The organism is Embleya sp. NPDC025285, assembly GCF_055558835.1.
In genome coordinates, this window is the sequence record NZ_JBVHLU010000061.1 from 1 (window position 1) to 17,498 (window position 17,498).

The following is a 17,498-nucleotide window of genomic DNA, read 5'->3' on the forward strand; positions in this document are numbered from 1 at the left end:
CCAAAACCCCCCCCCCCCCCCCCCCCCCCCCCCCCCCCCCCCTCCCCCCCCCCCCCCCCCCCCCCCCCCCCCCCCCCCCCCCCCCCCCCCCCGACCCCGCGGTGGGTGACCCCGGCCTCAAGGTCGCGCCCATCTCGTACGTGGTCCTGGCCGACGAGTCCGGCAGCCTCAAGGGCCCCGACCTGGACCGGGAGAAGGACGCCGCCGCGCTCGCCGCGCTCGGCGAGCTCTCGCCCGAATCGCGCGTGGGGGTGGTCGGCTTCGGCAGCGGCAGCGGCGTCAAGCCGCCGGTGGACGTGGTCTGTCCGATGACCGCGGTTTCCGATCCGGCGGTGGCCACGTGCGCGGACAAGCTGCACGCGCGCACCGATCAGGAGGGCAACAACACCGACATCCCGGCCGCGATCAGGCAGGGCGTGAGCATGCTGCGCTCGGCCCCCGCCGGCCAACCCAAGGTCCTGTTCGTGCTGACCGACGGCGCGATGGCGGTCGCGCCCGGCGAGGGCTACGGCACCGACGCCGCGCGGATCCCGGGCGAACTCGACAAGGCCCTGACCACCGCGTTGACCGAGGCGAAGGCCGCGGGCATACAGATCTGGCCACTGGGCTTCGGCAGCGGGATCGACGCCGCCCAACTGAACCGGATCGCGGACGGCGGCGCACCCTCGATCTGCTCGAATCGCCCCGAGGACAAGCCCAAGGCGATCACGGTCAAGGACTCCGGCGAGGTCGTGCAAACCCTGCGCAAGGCCTTCGGGACCGCGCGCTGCGCCGGGGTCACCCAGACCGACTCGACCGACGTCAACGGCGAGGCCGACCTGAACGTGACGATCCCGGCGATCGCCACCGACGTGGTCATCCAGGTGCAGAAGGCCAACGAGCACATCGAGACCACGTTCTTCGACCCGGACGGCAAGCAGGTCGACAACGCGCCCGGCACCGAACACCGCGGGCAGGGCTCGCGGACCGAGACGCTGCGGGTCACCGACCCCGTCGCGGGCAAGTGGCGGATCCACCTCAAGGCGCCCGCCGGGGCGTCCGGGCCGGTCAGCGCGGCCGCGCTGTGGCAGGGCGTGGTCAAGTCCTACGTGCAACTCAACCCGCCCCAGCCGACCGCAGGCGAGCCGGTGAAGTTCAGCGTCTTCCTGCAGACCCGGGAGAAGAACCTGACCGATCCGGCCGCGCTCAAGGGCGTCGTGGTGTCCGGGCACATCGAGGGTCCCGGGCTCAAGGCCGACATCCCGCTCCGGGCCGGCGACAAGGGCGAGTTCTTCAGCGACTACCGGATTCCGGCCGGGACCACCGGTCAGGTCAGCTTCACCGGCACCATCACCGCGCCGGGCGTCTCCGGCACCCGCGAGGTCAAGGCGGTCACCCTCGGCGGCGGGCCGGCCTCGGCCCTGGCCGAGATCCGCTGGGGCGACACCACGATCGAACCCGGCGGCAGCGTCGCGGGCACGGTGTCCTGGAAGGTGAACGACACCAGGCCGCACACGCTGCGCGTGGTCGCCGACTTCCCGGCCGACACCGGAGTGCGGATCACCGGGGCCGAGCAGAAGGTGACGGCCGGCTCCGACGAGTTCGGCTTCAAGCTCGCCTTCGGCAAGAACATCGCCAAGGGCGACCACACCGGCCGGGTCCGGGTGCTGGACACCACCGACGGCGACAAGGTGCTCTTCGAGACCACCCGCACCGTCACCGTCGAACCGCCGCCCGGCTTCTGGGATCGATACCTGTGGATGGTGATCGGGGCCGTCGTGCTGATCGCACTGCTGCTCGGCCTGCTCGGCTACCTCGCCAGGCGACGTGGACGCGCGCGGCGGATCGGACCGATCGCGCTGCGCCTGTACCGCGACGGGCAGCCGATCGGCGTGGAGACCCGGCCGCTGGACGAGCGGGCCGAGGCGATGTGGTTCCGGCTGGACACCACCGGCTTCCCGCCCCAACTGATCCCGCTGTATCAGCACGAACCCGGAACCTCGTGGATCGTGCGGCGGACCGCGGCGACGGGCACCCTGGACGTGGAGACCCCGTTGGGCGCGCATCTGCACCTGGACATGGGCCGGTCCACCGAGATCGAACCCGGGCTGGCGCTGGGCTGCACGGACGACCGCGTCCAGGGCGGGTCGCCGACCGAGGGCTCCGCCTCCGGTGATCCCTACAACCCCTACGGCTCCGCCGCGCCCACGGCCGCGCCCCCGCGCCCCTACGGCGAGGGCGCCTACGGATCCGACCAGCCGTACAACCCGTACGGCCCGTACGGTTCGGGACCCGCCTCGGATCCCGGGCCCGGTGCGGGCCCCGACGACACCACGTTCGGCTACGGACCACCGCGCTAGTGCCCGGGCCGGGAACGCTCACCGCTTCCCGGCCGCGGCACCGGTCCCCGACGCGGGATCCGAGTCACCCGAGCTCGCACGTCACGCACTTTTCGAGGAGGGCCCGTGGCAGCGCAAGGCCGCAGGGGCATGTCCATCCACCAGTCCATGCTGTTCGTGGGCCTGGGCGGCACCGGATGTCTGATCGGAGCCGAACTCGAGCGACGGCTGCGCGAGGAACTGTGCGGCGCCGACGGCACCGGCCTGATGCAGCGGCTCGGGGGCCAACTGGCCCCCTACCAACTGCCCAACTGCATCCAGTTCGTCTATGCCGACCTCAACGAGAACGAGTTGCAGCGCCAGCGCTTGCGGGCCGCACCGCCCGCGCATCGGGCCGCCGCGGATCGCAACGCGCATCTGACCACCCAACTGGTGCCGCCGCTGAACACCTATCCGGAGGTGGCCCGTTCGCTGCGGATCAACGCGGCGGAGGAGACCATCCCGTGGCTGCCCGCCCGCGAGGGCGAGCCACGCGTGACGCCGCTGCGGCGCGGTGCGGGGCAGTTGCCCACCGTCGGGCGCGCCGCGCTGTTCGAGACCTTCCGGCACGGACTCGCGCCCGCGATGGACCCGTTGCGTCGCGCGGTCGGCCTGATCAGCAACGGCAACGACCACCTGATGGCGCTCAGCGGCAGCCAGAACAACCGCAACACGTGCGACGTGTTCGTCGCGTTCTCGATCGCCGGCGGCACCGGTTGCGGGATCTTCTACGATTACCTGCACCTGATCGGCGAGGCGTTCTCGCAGGGTTACGACGGGATCAAGATCTATCCTCTGGTGCTGATGCCGTCCGCGTTCGACGAGGAACGCGGCGGCGGCCGGCCCGCGGTGCTCAACGCCGGTCGGGCGCTGCTGGACCTGTTCCAATTGGTCGACGACCAGAACGGGCAGTACGCGCAGGAGGAACTCGACACCGGACTCGGCGCGCCGGCGGGCAATCTGGCCGTGCGCTACCCCGGTCTGGAGTCCACCCGGCTCAAGGCGGGCACCGTCCAGACCGGCTTCCTGTTCAGCCGCACCAGCGGGATCGAGCGCGAGGACCTGCACCGCTCGGTGGTCTCCCTGGTGATGTCGCTGATCGGCACCGGCCTCAACCCGGGCGGGGCCGAGTTGGAGAACGCGGTCATCCAGGGCGACCTGTACCAGTCCTTCGCGGACAGCTTCATCAACGAGGGCGTGCGCCGCGAGGTGCCCGCGCCCAGCGGGATCGGCGCCTGCGGGGTGTCCACGAGCCTGGTCGCGTCGATGACCGTGCCGGTGGACGAACTCGCCGACATCGTCGCCGGCCGGCTGCTGGCCCAGGCGGTGCGCGATCTGACCTCGGACGTGCGGGTGTCCTCCGAGGCCAACCTGGAGCAGATCAAGTCGTTCATGTCGGTGGCCGGTCTGAGCGAACTGTGGTTGTGCGCGCCGCCGCACGTGGCCGACCCGTCGCCGGCCAAGGGCGCGGCGGGCATCATGCAGGCGCTCAACGCGCGTACCCGGGCGATGGAACAGGCGCTGCGCCAGCAGGAGGCCCAGTTGCGGGCGCACACCGCGCAATTGGCCGAGGACTTCAACCACGCCCGCGGCATCCGCCAACTGCTCGCCGACGGAGACCTGTTCCGGGCCCGTCGGGTGCTCTTCGGCGACCGCAGGCTGTACAGCGACGCGGACCGGCCGGGAGTGGCCGGCCTGCTCGCGCACTGCAGCACCGAACCCACGCCGCCGCCCGGGATCACCGTGAACGCGCCGCACATCCCGGCGATCAAGGACCGCGCGGGCGGGGTGGTCAAGGCCAAGTGGGGCGACCCCGAGGTGCAGCGCGCGCTGAACGCGCAGCAGCAGTGGTTCGAATGGCGCTCACGCCGCAACTGGCACGCCCAGTGGGGCGGTCAGGCCGAGGTGTGGGATCGCAAGATGGTCTATCTGCGGCACGTCGTGGACGGCCTGGCGCAGTCCTTCAACGACCACCGCGACCAGGAGGAGGCGAACTTCGGCCGGGCCACCCGGGAGTTGTACCGCCAGCGCTCCGGGGTCTCCTACCTGTTGCCGCCGCAGGGCAATCTGGAGTCGTTCTACCGCCAGGTGCTGCGCCGCTTCGTGGACCGCGAGCGGCTGCCCGAGACGGCCGGCGCCGCGCAGATCGTCGGCAAGCTGCTCGGCACGAGCATCTGGCAGCGCGCCTACGAGATGGGCGAGGAGCGCGAGGGCGGCCCGGCCGCCGTCACCTATGTGCGCGACCAGATCAAGCAGCACGTCAAGACCCTGTTCGTGCAGGCGGGCGAGCTCAACGCGCAGCCGCTGCTGCCGCCGGTGCGCGACCTGCTCACGCGCGCGGCGACCCGGCGCGGGGTCGCGGTGGGCGAGGAGGACCTCGAACAGTTCGTGCAAAAGCTCGCGGGCATGTTGCCCAACGGCTTCTCGCCCGAGGGCAGCGGCGAACTCAAGGTGCTGATCGCCCATCCGGGCACCTCGCACGACTCGGACGTGCGGCAGTACCTGGAACGCATGTTGAACATCCCCAACGAGCCGTCCCGCAAGATCGAGTTCCGCGCGGTCGAGCAGGAATCGATCGTGGTGGTGCTCTTCCGCAGCGCGATGAGCCTGACCGAGGTGCCCGAGGTGCGCCAGGTGCTCGCCCAGTGGTCGCGCTCGCTGGACCGGCAGGACCCGGTCGACTTCCTCAAGTGGCGCCAGCGGCTGGGCTTCACCTACGACTGGCTGGCCACCACCGAGGGACACCGGGTGTACATCCTGCACCGGCTGCTGTGCGCGATGTGGAATGGGCAGGTCGAGGTGGGGCGCGGGGACCGGTCCTCGCCCGAGGTGATCGACATTCGGCTGCCGCACGGGCCGACCGTGATGCGGCTGCCGCTGCGCCCGTTCGATCGGGCCTCCTCGTGGGGCAGCCTGCTGCGCGCCTACGAGGAGTGGACGCTGACCGACGACGCCTCGGTACGCCGGGAGTTCGCCAAACAGTTGATGCTCACCTACCCGGAGGGGCTGGGCGCGCGCGTGGGCGAACCCTCGGCGCTGTATCGGCACTTCGTGCACGAGGTGGCGCCGCGGCAGGTCAAGGTGCTCAAGGAGCTGCGCGATCGGCTGCCGGAGCGCAGCCGGGGCTGGGCGGAGGAGCTGCTGCGGTTGTGGGAGATCACCCTGCCGGCCGCGCTCGACCTGCCCTTCCCGCACCAGGCCACCACCCGCAACTCGCTGCGCGAGTTGGAGTACGACGACTCGGGGCCGGTCGACGAGTACGGGTACGACGGGGGCCGCGCCGAGCGCGACCGGGCACCGGACGAGTGGGGCCGCGCGCGGGACGAGCGCGGCTTCGAGCGGGATCGGCGGGCGGGCGACCGCAGGCGCGACGAGCGGGACGAACGAGACGAGCGCGCCGAGCGCGAGTGGCGTGACGGGCACCGGCCGCAGAGTCGGGACGGCCGGGAGTGGGAACGGCGGGACGGGCGCGACCCGGGCGAACCGGATCGGCGCGACGGGCGCGCGCCCAGGGGCCCCGAGCGGTGGCACGACGCGAGCGAGTCGCCCGAGTTGCCCGACACCCGCGACCTGGGGCGGCCGAGCCTGGACAAGCCGGAGCCGCGCGACCGGGGTCGACAGGACCGGGGCGACCGGGACCGGCACGAGGCCCCGGAGCGGCCGCCGGGTCCGCAACGGCGCGGCCGGCACGAGCCGTACGACCCCTACGATCCGTACGACCCGGGCGAGCCGCGCGAGGCCCGCGGGCCGCTGGACCCCCGGCACGCCGGCGACGCGCACGACCCGTATCGCGACCGTGACCCGCGCGATCCGTTCGACCCGCGCGAGCGAACCGGGCGCGACGACGCGGATCCCGACGATCGCACGGTGCGCCTGGACGGCCTGGACGGGACCCTGCGGTTGCCCGACGAGCACGACGACCGCGAGCTGCCCGGGGGTGGCTGGTGACCGACTCCGTCGACCCGGGCGTGCCGCGCCCGTTGGTGATCGTCGTCGACCTGCGCACCGAGTACGACACGGTGCTGGCGGCCAGGCGGTTCGCCGACGTGCAGACCGCGTACGCCCGCACCCGGGTGCCCGCGGGCACCCGCAACGTGGACGCGGACCGCGTGCTCGTGCTCGACTCGGTCGAGGAACTGGTCGCCCACCGGCAGGCGTACGAGCGGATCTTCGCCGGCATGTACAGCAAGGTCGTGTGCGTCGCGGTCGGCGCGCCCGTGGACGGCTCGATCGTGCTGCGCCGCCCCGGCCAACTCGCGGGCAGCGACGCGGCCACGCTGTGGGTCGGCGACGTCCGGGGCACGGACTGGGCACCGGGCCGCGCGCCCGGTGTGACGCTCAGCCCCGACGACGCGGACGCCCTCGCGCCGCTGGTGGACGTGCTCACCCAGCCCGAGGTGTTCGACCACGTGCTCGCCGGCGTGACCGAGATGCCCCGCTCGATCGCCGCGCCCGGGATGACCGCGTTCGTCCAGCGCATCCGCGACGACGCGGTACAGCGGGCCCGGATCCGCGCGGTACAGCGACTGTCCGGCGCCGAGGGCGGCGTGGACGAGCCGTGGCCCGAACCGCTCGCCGCGCTCGCCGACGACCAGGGCCCGGGCCCGGTCGCCGCCGGCGGCATCCGCGAATGTGTGCGTGCGGACAGCCCGCTCGGCGGCCGGTGGGCACACGCCGACCAGGGCCTGGGGCACGCGCAACGACGCCTGTCGCTGCTTGCCGGCCCGCTCGCGCTGTACGGCTCGGCGGGTCACGACGGGCGCCCGATCCACGAACAGGTCGCCGACGCCGCGACCGCGCTGCTCGAGTACCGCGACCTGGTCCGGCAGACCGTGGGCCGCGGCGCGGCCGGCCTGGACGCGGACGGGCGGGCCTGGTTGGACCAGGTCGGCGTGCTGATCCCGGAGCCGCCCGGCGTGGGCGCGACCTCGGTGGCCGGCGCGCTGTACGAGCGCACCGCCGCCGCCTTCGACCGGCCCGAGGGCCTGCGCGGACTGGCCGAGCGGCTGCGCGAGCTGGCCGACCGGATCGCCCCGGGCGCGGGTGCCTCGCGAGCCCACGAGGTGGACCGGACCTGCTCGGACGCCTTCCTCGGGCACTACCTGCGCCCGGCCGCGTTCCCGCTCGGCCCCGGGCACGTCGGGGTGGTCGGCGCCGCGCTGGTCGGCTCGTTCCTGACCGCGCTGTGGCCCGCCTTCGGGGTGGTCGGCGCGGGCCTGGCGGTGCTGCTCGCGGTGCTCGGGTCGACCCTGATCACCGTGCGCCGCCCCGACCGCGCGGGCCGCGCGACGCTGCCCGGCGAGGCGCTGCCGATGATCGTCGTGGCCGGCCTGGTCGCCCTGGTCGGCGCGGTCTGCGGACTGCTCGCCGGACGGGCGTGGGATCCACCGACCGGCGTGGGTCCGCTCGCGCTGGTGCTCGGCCTGGCCGTACTCGTGGTGCTGCCCGGCGTGGACTGGACGGTGCGGGTCCGGCGCTGGGAGCGCGCGTTGGCGCTCGGCGCGGCCACCCGGGCGTTGCACGCGCTGCACGCGCTGCTGGTGCGCACGGTGTGGAACGACTGGGCGCTGGCCGGTCCCCGGCGCGAGGCGGTGGACCGGGCGACCGTGCTGGCCGCGCTGCTGGAGGAGAGCGCCAAGACGCTCGCCGAGGACGCGGCGGTGATCGAGCGGCAACTGACGGGCGAACCGGTGGGGCCCGACCCGGGCGCGCCCGCGTTCGGCACCGCCGGCTACCCGACCCCCGGCCGCCCCGCGCCGCCCTCGGCCCCGCCGCCGAGCGCGGGCGCGAGCCTGTACGACACCGTGCTCGCCGACCTGGTGGACGGGCTGCACGCCGCGTTCGAACCGCTGTGGCCGCTGCTCGAACGCGACCCGGCGGAGGCCTCGCGGCGCGGCGCGCGACCCGAACTGCGACCGGTGCTGCGTGCCTACGCCGACCACCTCGCGCACAACGGCGTCCAAGCCGCGCCGCCGTTCGCGCGCCGGGCCCAGGACCGCCCGCACGTGGGCGACACGGCCGGCGGCGACGCCGAACGCATCGCCGAACTGCTCGGCCAACCCGCGGACCGATCCATGCTGCAACTGTGCGCGGCCGACCAGCTGGTGCTGCTCGACCACGCCCCATCGCACACTCGCAGCGTGCGTTTCGCACCGCGCGGGGTGCGTCCGGCCGTCCGCGAGGCACTGCGCGACCGCGGCTCCGGGCACCTGATCGAGCACGAACTGGTGTGGACCGGCGGTGGCCGGATGGCCGGTGTCCTGCGCCTGATGCCGCTGCTGCCGGGCTCGGTGGACGACGCGCGGATGTGGGAGGAGAGCGCGGACGGCGCGCCGACCCAAGACCTCGGCGAGCCGGGCGCACGCCGCGACGACGGGTGGGCGTCGTGAGCGGGCCGGGCGCGCCCGGGCGCGCGGGCGAGGCCCGGGAGGAGAAGCTCGGGTACACCGACCCGGAGGGCCGCTCGGTGGAACGCCGCGTCGAGTTCGGCCCCGACCGGCCGACCCGGCCCGGCGAGCCCTTCCGGGTCCGCGACGTGCGCGACGTGGAGGACGGCAGCACGTTCGTACAAAAGCGCCTGGGCCCGCTGGACGCGCGCCGCCGGGTCGGCGCCGAGGCCGCCCTGGAGACCGAGATCCGGGTGCTGCTCCGGCTCGTGCGCACCTTCGGACCGGCCGGCTACCCGCGCGAACTCGCCCTGGTGGCCGGGCACGACTTCGACGGCGTCGAGCCGTTCGTGCTGCTGGAGGCGGCGCCCTGCCCACCCGCCGAGGACGTGGTCGGCAAACTGCTGACCGAGGAACAGGAGGCGTTTCGCCGCGCGCTCTTTCGCACCGTGCGCCACCTGGAGACGGCCGGCGTCGTGCACGGCGATCTGACCCCCGCCAGTGTGCGCTGGCAGCGCGAGCAACGCCGTTTGTACGTCGCCGACTTCGGCCACGCCGCGCTCGCCGGGGAACCGCGCAGCAGCCTGGGCACCGCTCTGTGGGCCGCGCCGGGCCCGCTGCGCGGTCCCGGACCCGCCGACCCGCGCGACGACCTGTGGTCGGCCGCCCAGGTCGCCTACCACGTCACCACCGGCCGCCCGGTCCGCCAAGGTCTGATCCCGGTCGGCGTGGAGAGCCAAGGCGTGTTGTACGACCTGCTCCAAGGCGTGTTCGAGCAGGACCCGCTGCGCCGGCCGGGCGCGGCGGAACTGCTGCGCCGGCTGGCCGAGCCGGACCCTTACGTGCGCGGCTACGCCCAGTACGACCCGCTCGCCGAGGGCCGACGCGGCTACGAGGCGGCCCTGGAACGCAAGCGCACACGGATGCCGTTGGCCGGCCAACCGCCGCCGCGACACGACCCGCCCGACGCCGGCGGACCCAGGTCGCCGTCGGTCCCGCCCAAGCCCGCGAACCCGCCGGCCGCCGAGCCCAGGCCGAGCCGGTTCCGGCTCTTCGGAAAGAACCAACCCGGTTGAACGCGACGGCAGGTGAGGTCGGCTGATGTTGCATCAGATCGTGTACCGCTGGGACCCCGACGGACTGCTCGGGCGTCGCGGCGTGGTCCCGGTCGCCACGTCGCTGGGGCGCGACGAGGTCTTCGGCTGGCATACCCGGACCCGGCTGGCCGAGGCGGTCACGGTGGACTACGGCGATCCCGCCTGCCCGGCCTCCAGCGTGTGTCTGCTCGACACCCCGCTGGGCGTAGCGCTGATCCGGCGCGAGTTCGCCCCGGACGCGCACCAGCGGCTGAACAACTCCGCACACGTCCTGGTCGGCCCCCGGGACAGCATCGCGCCGTTCGACGCCATCGCGTGGGGCTCGCTGGCGACCCGCGCACCCGGCGCGCTCGACCTGGACCGGATCCCGCCCGGCTACGGCCTCAAGCCGCTCGCCGACGAGCGGCTGGCCGAGGCCTTCGAGATCGCCGCCGGGGACCTGCACGAGCGGGCCCGCCGGCTAGGCGACCCACTGGAGGTGCTCACCGCGGCGGTGCTGCGCCGGCCCCGGGCCCGGATGGCCCTGCTGCCGGCCACCGCCGAAGACGCCACCGTGCTGCTGTGGGGTCTGCAACACCTGCTCACCGCGCTGCTCCCGGGGCCGTGGACGTTCTCCACGTTCGAGGTCGACGACACCGCCCCCGATCCCAAGGGCGCGCCGCGCTTCGTCACGCTGCCCCGCGTGCCCGGGACCGCGCCGGGGACCCGGGTACGGGTCGACCTGACCGGGAACGGCGAGCCGTTCGACGCGCACCGCGAACTCGCCCGGCGGATGGTGAAGCACTACGTGGGAGAGGGGTGGGCGGGCTTCCACCGACTCCTGAACACGCCCACCGAGGTGCACACGCTGCCCGAGGCGACCCGCGTGGAGGCGATCCGCAGCCGCCTCGACGGGCTCGCCCCCCGCCCGGAACCGCGCGCCCGACCGCGCCGAACCTCGCCGGATTCGCCCGGCTCACCCGGGGAACCGGTCGAGCCGCCGCACGAGGGCACCCGCGAGATGCCCCGTACACCGCCCACGCCGACCGCGTCCGCGACCTCCTCCACGGCCGCTCCGACCGCCGGCCCCGTCGACTCGAATCGAGCCGTGGTGCGCTGCCCCTACTGCCTGGACCTGGTCCGCTGGGACGAGAACGACCTCTACGAACGCGACGACCGACTGCGCTACGAACGGGTGGACCTGAGCACGGTCACCGACCCGGTCAAGCGGCACGACCGGATGCGCGCGACCTTCATGCGCTGCCCCAACCCCACCGGGGACGAGGAGCGCGAACACTTCCTGCCGACCAACTACCTGATCCACGAGCCGCCGTTGGTGGTCGGCCTGATCGGGGACGGCCTCTCCGGCAAGACCCACCTGCTCGCCGCGATGATCGCCGAGATCGACGCGGGCGGGCTGCGCCCGTACGGGGTCACCCATCAGCCGGTGGACCCCGCCCAGCATCAGGACTACCTGCACAACCGGGTCGACCCGCTCCAGCGCGGCCACATGCTCGCGACCACGGTCAACCACCAGGGCAACCTGGTCCAGTTCGCCGACGCGCTGCTGCTGCGCTCGGGCGGTCGGAGCCGACCGATCGCGTTCTTCGACGTCAGCGGCGAGGACCTGGCCAGGGGCGGCCGGGAGATGCAATTCCTGGCCGCCGCCGACGCGTTCGTGTTCGTGGTGGACCCGGTGGTCGCGGTCGACCTGCCGGAGCTGCGCCGACTGACCGGCGAGACCGAGGACATGCCGGGGACCCGGCGCGGCGACCGGACCTTCGCGGCGGTGATGGACCGGTTGCCGCGTCGGGCGGAACTGCTCGACCAGCCGGTCACGGTCGCGGTGACCAAGTCCGACCTGATCCGCTTCGAGCCGCCCGTGGACGCGTGGCTGGGCTCGCACGCGCCGCGCGCAGGTGTGGTGGACCCGGCCAGGGTGGCCGCCGAGAGCCGGGACGTGTACTCGTTCCTGTACGCCCACGACGCGGCGGCCTGGCTCAGCCCGTTCGAGGAATTCCGGCGCTGCACGATGCACTTCGTGTCGGCCACCGGCGCGCGCGACCGGGACGGCCGGTTCCCCGGCGGCATCCGGCCGCGCCGGGTTCTCGAACCCGTCGTGTCGATCCTCGCGATGTGCGACATGCTCGATCAGGCCGGCAGCGAGCGGGTGGGGGTGTGAGATGGCATCGGACACCGGAGCGGACGAGGCGGATCGGCTGGATCAGATCGTCTATCGCTGGAGCTACGGGAACCTGCTCGGCCACAAGGGCATGGGTCCGGTCGCCACCTCGCTGACCTTCGACCGCCTGCGGGACTGGCACGGGGGTCTGGACAGCCATGTCTCGATGGACCGTTCGCTGCCGGAGACGCCCGAGTGGAGCGTGTGCCGGGTGCGGCTGGAGGAGCGGCACGCGCTGATCCTGCGCGAGGCCGCGATCCACGGCACCAACCGGCCCGGCAACAACGCCCACGTGCTGCTCGACCCCGGTCTGCGGGTGCAGGCGCACACGATGCTGGCGATCGCGTGGCTGCACGGCCGGCACGGCGGTGGACTGACCGGATCGCACGTCCGGCTCGCCGACGTGCCGGACACCGTGCCGATGCGCGGCGCCTCGATCCGCCCGGACGCGTTCGACCCCGACGTGCACGAGGACATCCGCCGGCACGCGCGCGACCACGCGGAACTGGTCGAGATCGTGCTCGCGGCGGTACTGCGCGACCACCGGCGGCACTTCACCCTGCACCTGGACGACGTCGGCCCGGACATCGTGCCGCTGCTGTGGGGCGTGTTCGACCTGGCGCAGTGGGTGGCGCCCGGGCGATGGACCTTCTCCACCTACGAGACCAGCGACGCGATGGTCAAGCCGCGCTTCGTGCTGGTCCCGCGCTGGCCCAACACCCCCGAGCCGGCCAACCGGCTGCGGATCGACCCGCGCGCCGAACCGCAGCCGGGGCGGGACGTGTTCCGCGACGCCGCCGGGATCCTGGTCCAGCAGTACTGCACCCGTCCGTGGGAGGAGGTGCAGCGCACGCTGGTCAAGATCGACGCGGCGGCCCGGCCCGGCGCGTCGTTCCTGGACCGCGCCAACCTGGTGCGCGACCTCGAACCGGACGCGACGCGCCTGGTGCGCGCGGTCGACCCGGCGCCCCGCGAGGATCCGGCGGCCGGGACGAGCGGGTCCGACGACCCGGGCCGGGGGTGGTCGGCGGCCGGGTACTCCGACGATCCGGGGGTGACCGGCTACACGGACACCTGGGCCACCGACGACGAGTCGGACGGGTTCGACGACGCGTACGAGTCGGACGAGTCGGACCGGTCGTACGAGAGCGATGAACCGGACGGGCGGGACGAGCGGGACGCGCGCAACGGGCGGCACCCGGACAGCGGGTACGTCCCGCTCGACGAACCCGACGCGTGGGGCGCTCGGCGTAATGGGTGGGACACGTTCCGGGGCGACGGGGGGCACATACCCAGGGTCGGTGAGCGGGACCGGCGGGACGGGCGCGAGTCGGATCGGTCGATCCCGCCGCCGGGCGGCCCGCCCGTACCCGTACCGCCCCGCCCGGACCGACTCGTGCCCGCCCGGCCCGAGTCGGGCGGATCCGAGAGTCGCCCGGCGCTGCCGACGGCCGACTCCGGGCGGACCGGGCGCGGCACGATGGACTGGCCGACCTGGGAGGCGTTGCACGCGACCCGGTCCGGCTTCGAGGCGCTGGGACTGGCCGCCGGCGAGATCTTTCGGTCCAACGGCCACGAGACGCGGGAGTTCCGCGAGGCGCTGGAGCGGGTCGACCCGGACACGCTCGCGGTCGCGCTGCTGCTCGCCGGGCCGCCGCTGCTGACCCCGGTGGTCTACCGCCTGGCCCAACTCGTGCACCGCACGCACGAGGAGCGGCGCCGGCTGGACAAGCACACCCAGGCCGCCTTCGCGACGGTGCTCGCTCGGCTGCACGAGGACATCAAGACCCTCGACGGCTGCGGCGTGCCGCGCGAGTCGCTGAGCCTGTTGTTGTGGGAGATGACCGAGCGCGTCGTCGCACACGGCAGACTCGGCACTTTCGGTACCGACGTCGCGGGCACGGTCTGGCGGCTTCGTACGTCGTTTCGGGTGTGGGAGGACTATCGGCGGGCCCTGTGGAGCGCGCTGCGATCCACCCGCTATCGCGAGTCGTTCCTGCTCGAATACGGTCGGCTCGCCCTGGAGGACCTCGACAGCACGCCGGACAGGACGGAAGCGCAGCCATGACGGTACGGACGGCGCAGCCGCGCGGGAAGGACACACCGACCGACGCCGACGCGGGCGGGTTTCGGCAGATCGTCTACCGACGCCAAGAGGACAGCCTGCTCGGCGGGCGCGGCCTGGGGCCGATCGCGGCCTCCGTGTCCCGGGACGAACTCCCGGGCTGGCACGACGAGGTGCGCGAGCACGTCGCGGTCGACGCGGACGATCGCGGCGCGCCGGTGACCAGCGTCGCGCTGGTGCACACCGGTCGGGGCGCCGCGGTGATCCGGCGCGAGTACGTGGTCGACGGGAACAACGCGCGGGTCCTGCTCGACCCGGGCCGCGACCTGGGCCCGCACGCCGCGCTGGTGCTCACCCAGGACGCGGTGTGGGCGGGCGAACCCGCCCTGGAGGACATCCCGCGCGGTTACGGACTGGCCCCGCTCGCACCGGACTTCGTGGCACGCGCGCTGGACGCGCACGCCGAACGGCTGCGCGGGCGGGCCCGCGAGCAGGCCTATCTGCTGGAGGTCGCGGTCGCCGCCGTGCTGCGCCACCCGGGCCGGTTCTTCTCGTTCCAACAGCGGGACGTCGGGATCGACCCGGTGCCGATGTTGTGGGGGCTCTCCGACCTGCTGCTGTGGCTGGTGCCGGTGTCCTTCACGTTCTCCACGTTCGAGACGCTGGACCACTCGGCCAAGCCGAGGTTCGTGGTGTTGCCGCGCCGGCCCCGGGACGCGCAGCCGTGGGCGGGTCGCTATCGACTGGTGGTCCGGGAAGAGCCCAAGGCGGGTTCGGATGTGCACGCGCACGCGGCGGCGCTGCTGGTGAGCCGGTACACCGACACCGACTGGCCGGGAATCCACCGGCTCCTGGAGGGCATGCGCGACCTGCGCCGGTTCCCGCACGAGCGGGCCGAGGAGCGCTCCCGGGAGATCTGCACCCGGCTGGGCCGGTGGAGTGCGGCCCCTCGAACGCCGGTCGCGGAGGTCGTGGCGCAGGCCGAGGAGGTCGCCGAGGCCGCGTCGGAGCCGGTTCCCGAGCCCGCCCTGGTGGCCGCGGTGGTCCCGGCACGGGGCGAGCGGGTCGAACGGGTCGCGTCGGCCGAGCGGGTCGAGCGCGAGCCGCGGGTGGTCACTGTGTCGGCGGCCGAGGAGGAGCCGGCCTTCCCGTACGCGGCGGAGCCGGTCCGGACGTCGGTGTCGGCGCGAGCCGAGGCGCCGGCTCCCTCGTCCGCGGCCTCGTCCCCGTCCTCGCCGTCTTCGGCGACGGCGCGTGCGGGGGAACCGGCGGAGGCCGCCGAGGCCGCGGACGTGACCTGGTACGCCGACGACGGCGCGGTGTTCGAGGAGATCGAGGACGCCTTCACCGGGCCCTGGCCGGGTTTCGAGGAGGAGCGCGGCGAGCTGCCGATACCCGCCCTGCCGTTCGCCGAGGACGACCCGGACACCGACGCGGATGCCGGGGCCGGGGCCGATCCCGAGTCCGGCGGCGCGGGCAGTCCGCCCGCACCGGGCGCGCTGCCCGCGAGCGCCGGCAACGCGCCGTGGAGCATGTGGGCCGGGTACGGCATCCCGGACACCGAGGTGGACAAGATACGACGCGCGGTCAAGCGCCTTCCGGACAAGCCCACGCTGCGCGAGCGCGCGCTCGGCGGCGGCGCGGCCAAGACCGAGGTCGCCGGCATCGACAACATCGTCACGCTCGCGGTCGCGCTGCGCCTCGCCGATCTACGGGTGTTGCCGGTGCTCGCGGACCGGCTGACCACTCGGCTGGAACAGCGCCGACGGCAGCTCGCGCCGGAGGCCTGGAACCCGGACGACCTGCTGGCGATGCGCGAGACGCTGCTGGACGCCGAGCAGTTCGGCGACCGCCTCGACGCGTCCGGCGCGGGCGAAAAACGCACCCGCAAGCTGTTCGAGCAACTGCTCGTGGTGGTGCTCGCGCCCAAGACCGACACCAAGGGCGTGCTGCGCCAGATCGCGATCTGCGTGCTCTCCGACCGCCGGGACCGCTCACCGAACCCGCTGATCGAGGAAATCCTGCTCAACTCCCAGTGGGGCGAGGAGTTCCGCACCGAGCTGGGCCGGCGCTGGGCGGAGCAGAACCCGCCGCGCTGACCGCCGGCCGCGCGATGGGGTGACCGCGCGGCCGGTGACCGCGCGGTTTCGTCGTCGCGCCGACCGGTCGGGCGAACCGGGCACGGGTGCGCGCGGACCGGGCCGATCTGCGGCCCGGTCGCGCGTGCCACCGGCTCAGCGCTGTACGGTCCAGCCGCCGCCGCGCAGCGCCGTCGTGAGCGCCTCGACCCGCTGCGGATCCACCTGGAGCTCGACCAGACCGGTCGGGCGGCCCTGCGCGTGGTCGATCCGGATGTCCTCGATGTTGACCTCGGCCCGGCCCACGTCGGCGAACAGCCGGGCCAGCTCGCCCGGCCGGTCCGGGACGACCACCGGGACGGCCTCATATCGCGCGGCCGGCTCACCGTGCTTGCCCGGGATTCGCGCGTGCCCGGCGTTGCCGCGCCGCAGCAGCGCCGCGACGCCGCGCGAACCCAGCTCGCGCTTGGCCTCGTCGTCCGCGGCGAGCGCGCGCAGCGAGCCGACCACGGTGTCCAGGTCGCTCGCCAACCCGGCGAGCACATCCGCGACCGCGTTCGCGTTGGCGCCCAGGATGTCGACCCACAGGCTCGGGTCCGAACCCGCGATCCGGGTCACGTCCCGGACGCCCTGGCCCGCGAGCCGGGTGTCGGTGTCCCGGGCGTCCTCCAGGCGCGCGGCCATCAGCGCGGACACCAGGTGCGGCGCGTGCGAGACCAGCGCGACCGCGTGGTCGTGATCGCGCGGCGCCATCACCACCGGCACCGCCCGGCACAGCGACACCAGTTCCAGCGCCCGATTCAGCGTCTCGGTGTCGGTCTCGCGCGAGGGGGTGAGCACCCACGGCCGGCCCTCGAACAGGTCGGCCCGCGCGGCCAGCGGCCCCGAGCGCTCGCGCCCGGCCAGCGGATGCCCGCCGATGTACCGGGTGAGGTCGCAGCTCAGATCCATTATTTCGCGCAGCGGCTGCTCCTTGACGCTGGCCACGTCGGTGTACCCGAGCGCGAGCCCTTCCGACTGCACCTGGCGCAGCGTCTCGGCGATCCGCGCCGGCGGCACCGCGAGCACGGCCAGGTCCACCGGCTCCGGCGGTGTCGCCTCCTGGCCCGCGCCCATCGCCGCCGCCGTGCGCACCGCGGTGCTGTCCCGATCCCGGAGATACACGGTGACCCCCCGCGAGGCCAGCGCGAGTGCGACGGATGTGCCGATCAGTCCGGTGCCGACCACGGCGGCGGTACGCACGACGGGAACTCCAAGGGGCGGGTGACGGAATAATGGGGCAACCGATCAAGGCTATCCGTGACGGTACCCTCGGGCGGTGTCCTATCGCCCCGCGGCATCGACTGCGCCGCCC

The 17,498-nt window shown here is 73.9% G+C and carries 8 protein-coding genes; 7 read left to right on the plus strand and 1 reads right to left on the minus strand.

Annotated elements, in window-relative coordinates:
• Window positions 1–101 precede the first annotated feature (101 nt).
• The 7 genes from ACZ4FV_RS32735 to ACZ4FV_RS32765 all read left to right on the plus strand — a co-directional run bounded on the left by ACZ4FV_RS32735 (window position 102) and on the right by ACZ4FV_RS32765 (window position 16,165).
• The gene (locus tag ACZ4FV_RS32735) at window positions 102–2,339 is read left to right on the plus strand and encodes a vWA domain-containing protein (protein WP_465323963.1); all 2,238 of its coding nucleotides are present in this window, start codon (window positions 102–104) and stop codon (window positions 2,337–2,339) included.
• Window positions 2,340–2,444: 105 nt separating this feature from the next.
• Entirely contained in the window at window positions 2,445–6,305 is a 3,861-nt protein-coding gene (locus tag ACZ4FV_RS32740; RefSeq protein ID WP_465323964.1) for a tubulin-like doman-containing protein, read from the plus strand.
• Window positions 6,302–8,746, plus strand: coding sequence for a hypothetical protein (locus tag ACZ4FV_RS32745; RefSeq protein WP_465323965.1), 2,445 nt, complete (start codon window positions 6,302–6,304; stop codon window positions 8,744–8,746). Before ACZ4FV_RS32740 ends, ACZ4FV_RS32745 begins: the two co-directional genes overlap by 4 nt.
• Complete coding sequence (locus ACZ4FV_RS32750; protein WP_395873799.1) at window positions 8,743–9,819, plus strand: protein kinase domain-containing protein; 1,077 nt, start codon at window positions 8,743–8,745, stop codon at window positions 9,817–9,819. Before ACZ4FV_RS32745 ends, ACZ4FV_RS32750 begins: the two co-directional genes overlap by 4 nt.
• Window positions 9,820–9,844: 25 nt before the next feature.
• Window positions 9,845–12,001, plus strand: coding sequence for a TRAFAC clade GTPase domain-containing protein (locus ACZ4FV_RS32755; RefSeq protein ID WP_465323966.1), 2,157 nt, complete (start codon window positions 9,845–9,847; stop codon window positions 11,999–12,001).
• Between the two features lies 1 nt (window position 12,002).
• Window positions 12,003–14,069 carry a hypothetical protein gene (locus ACZ4FV_RS32760; protein ID WP_402241590.1) on the plus strand — a complete coding sequence of 689 codons (2,067 nt, stop codon included), beginning with the start codon at window positions 12,003–12,005 and terminating at the stop codon, window positions 14,067–14,069.
• A complete protein-coding gene (locus ACZ4FV_RS32765; protein WP_395873802.1) occupies window positions 14,066–16,165 on the plus strand; it encodes a hypothetical protein in 2,100 nt (699 codons plus the stop codon). The genes ACZ4FV_RS32760 and ACZ4FV_RS32765 overlap by 4 nt, the downstream gene beginning before the upstream one ends.
• A gap of 135 nt (window positions 16,166–16,300) precedes the next feature.
• Here ACZ4FV_RS32765 and ACZ4FV_RS32770 read toward each other — a convergent pair whose 3' ends face one another.
• Window positions 16,301–17,386, minus strand: a complete 1,086-nt coding sequence (locus ACZ4FV_RS32770) for a prephenate dehydrogenase (protein WP_465323967.1) — start codon at window positions 17,384–17,386, stop codon at window positions 16,301–16,303.
• Window positions 17,387–17,498 lie beyond the last annotated feature (112 nt).

What these genes read in the sequence shown, in the direction of transcription:
- ACZ4FV_RS32755 (WP_465323966.1), top strand. Translation starts at nt 9,845, where the DNA reads ATGTTGCATCAGATCGTGTACCGCTGGGACCCCGACGGACTGCTCGGG.
- ACZ4FV_RS32765 (WP_395873802.1), top strand. Translation starts at nt 14,066, where the DNA reads ATGACGGTACGGACGGCGCAGCCGCGCGGGAAGGACACACCGACCGAC.
- ACZ4FV_RS32760 (WP_402241590.1), top strand. Translation starts at nt 12,003, where the DNA reads ATGGCATCGGACACCGGAGCGGACGAGGCGGATCGGCTGGATCAGATC.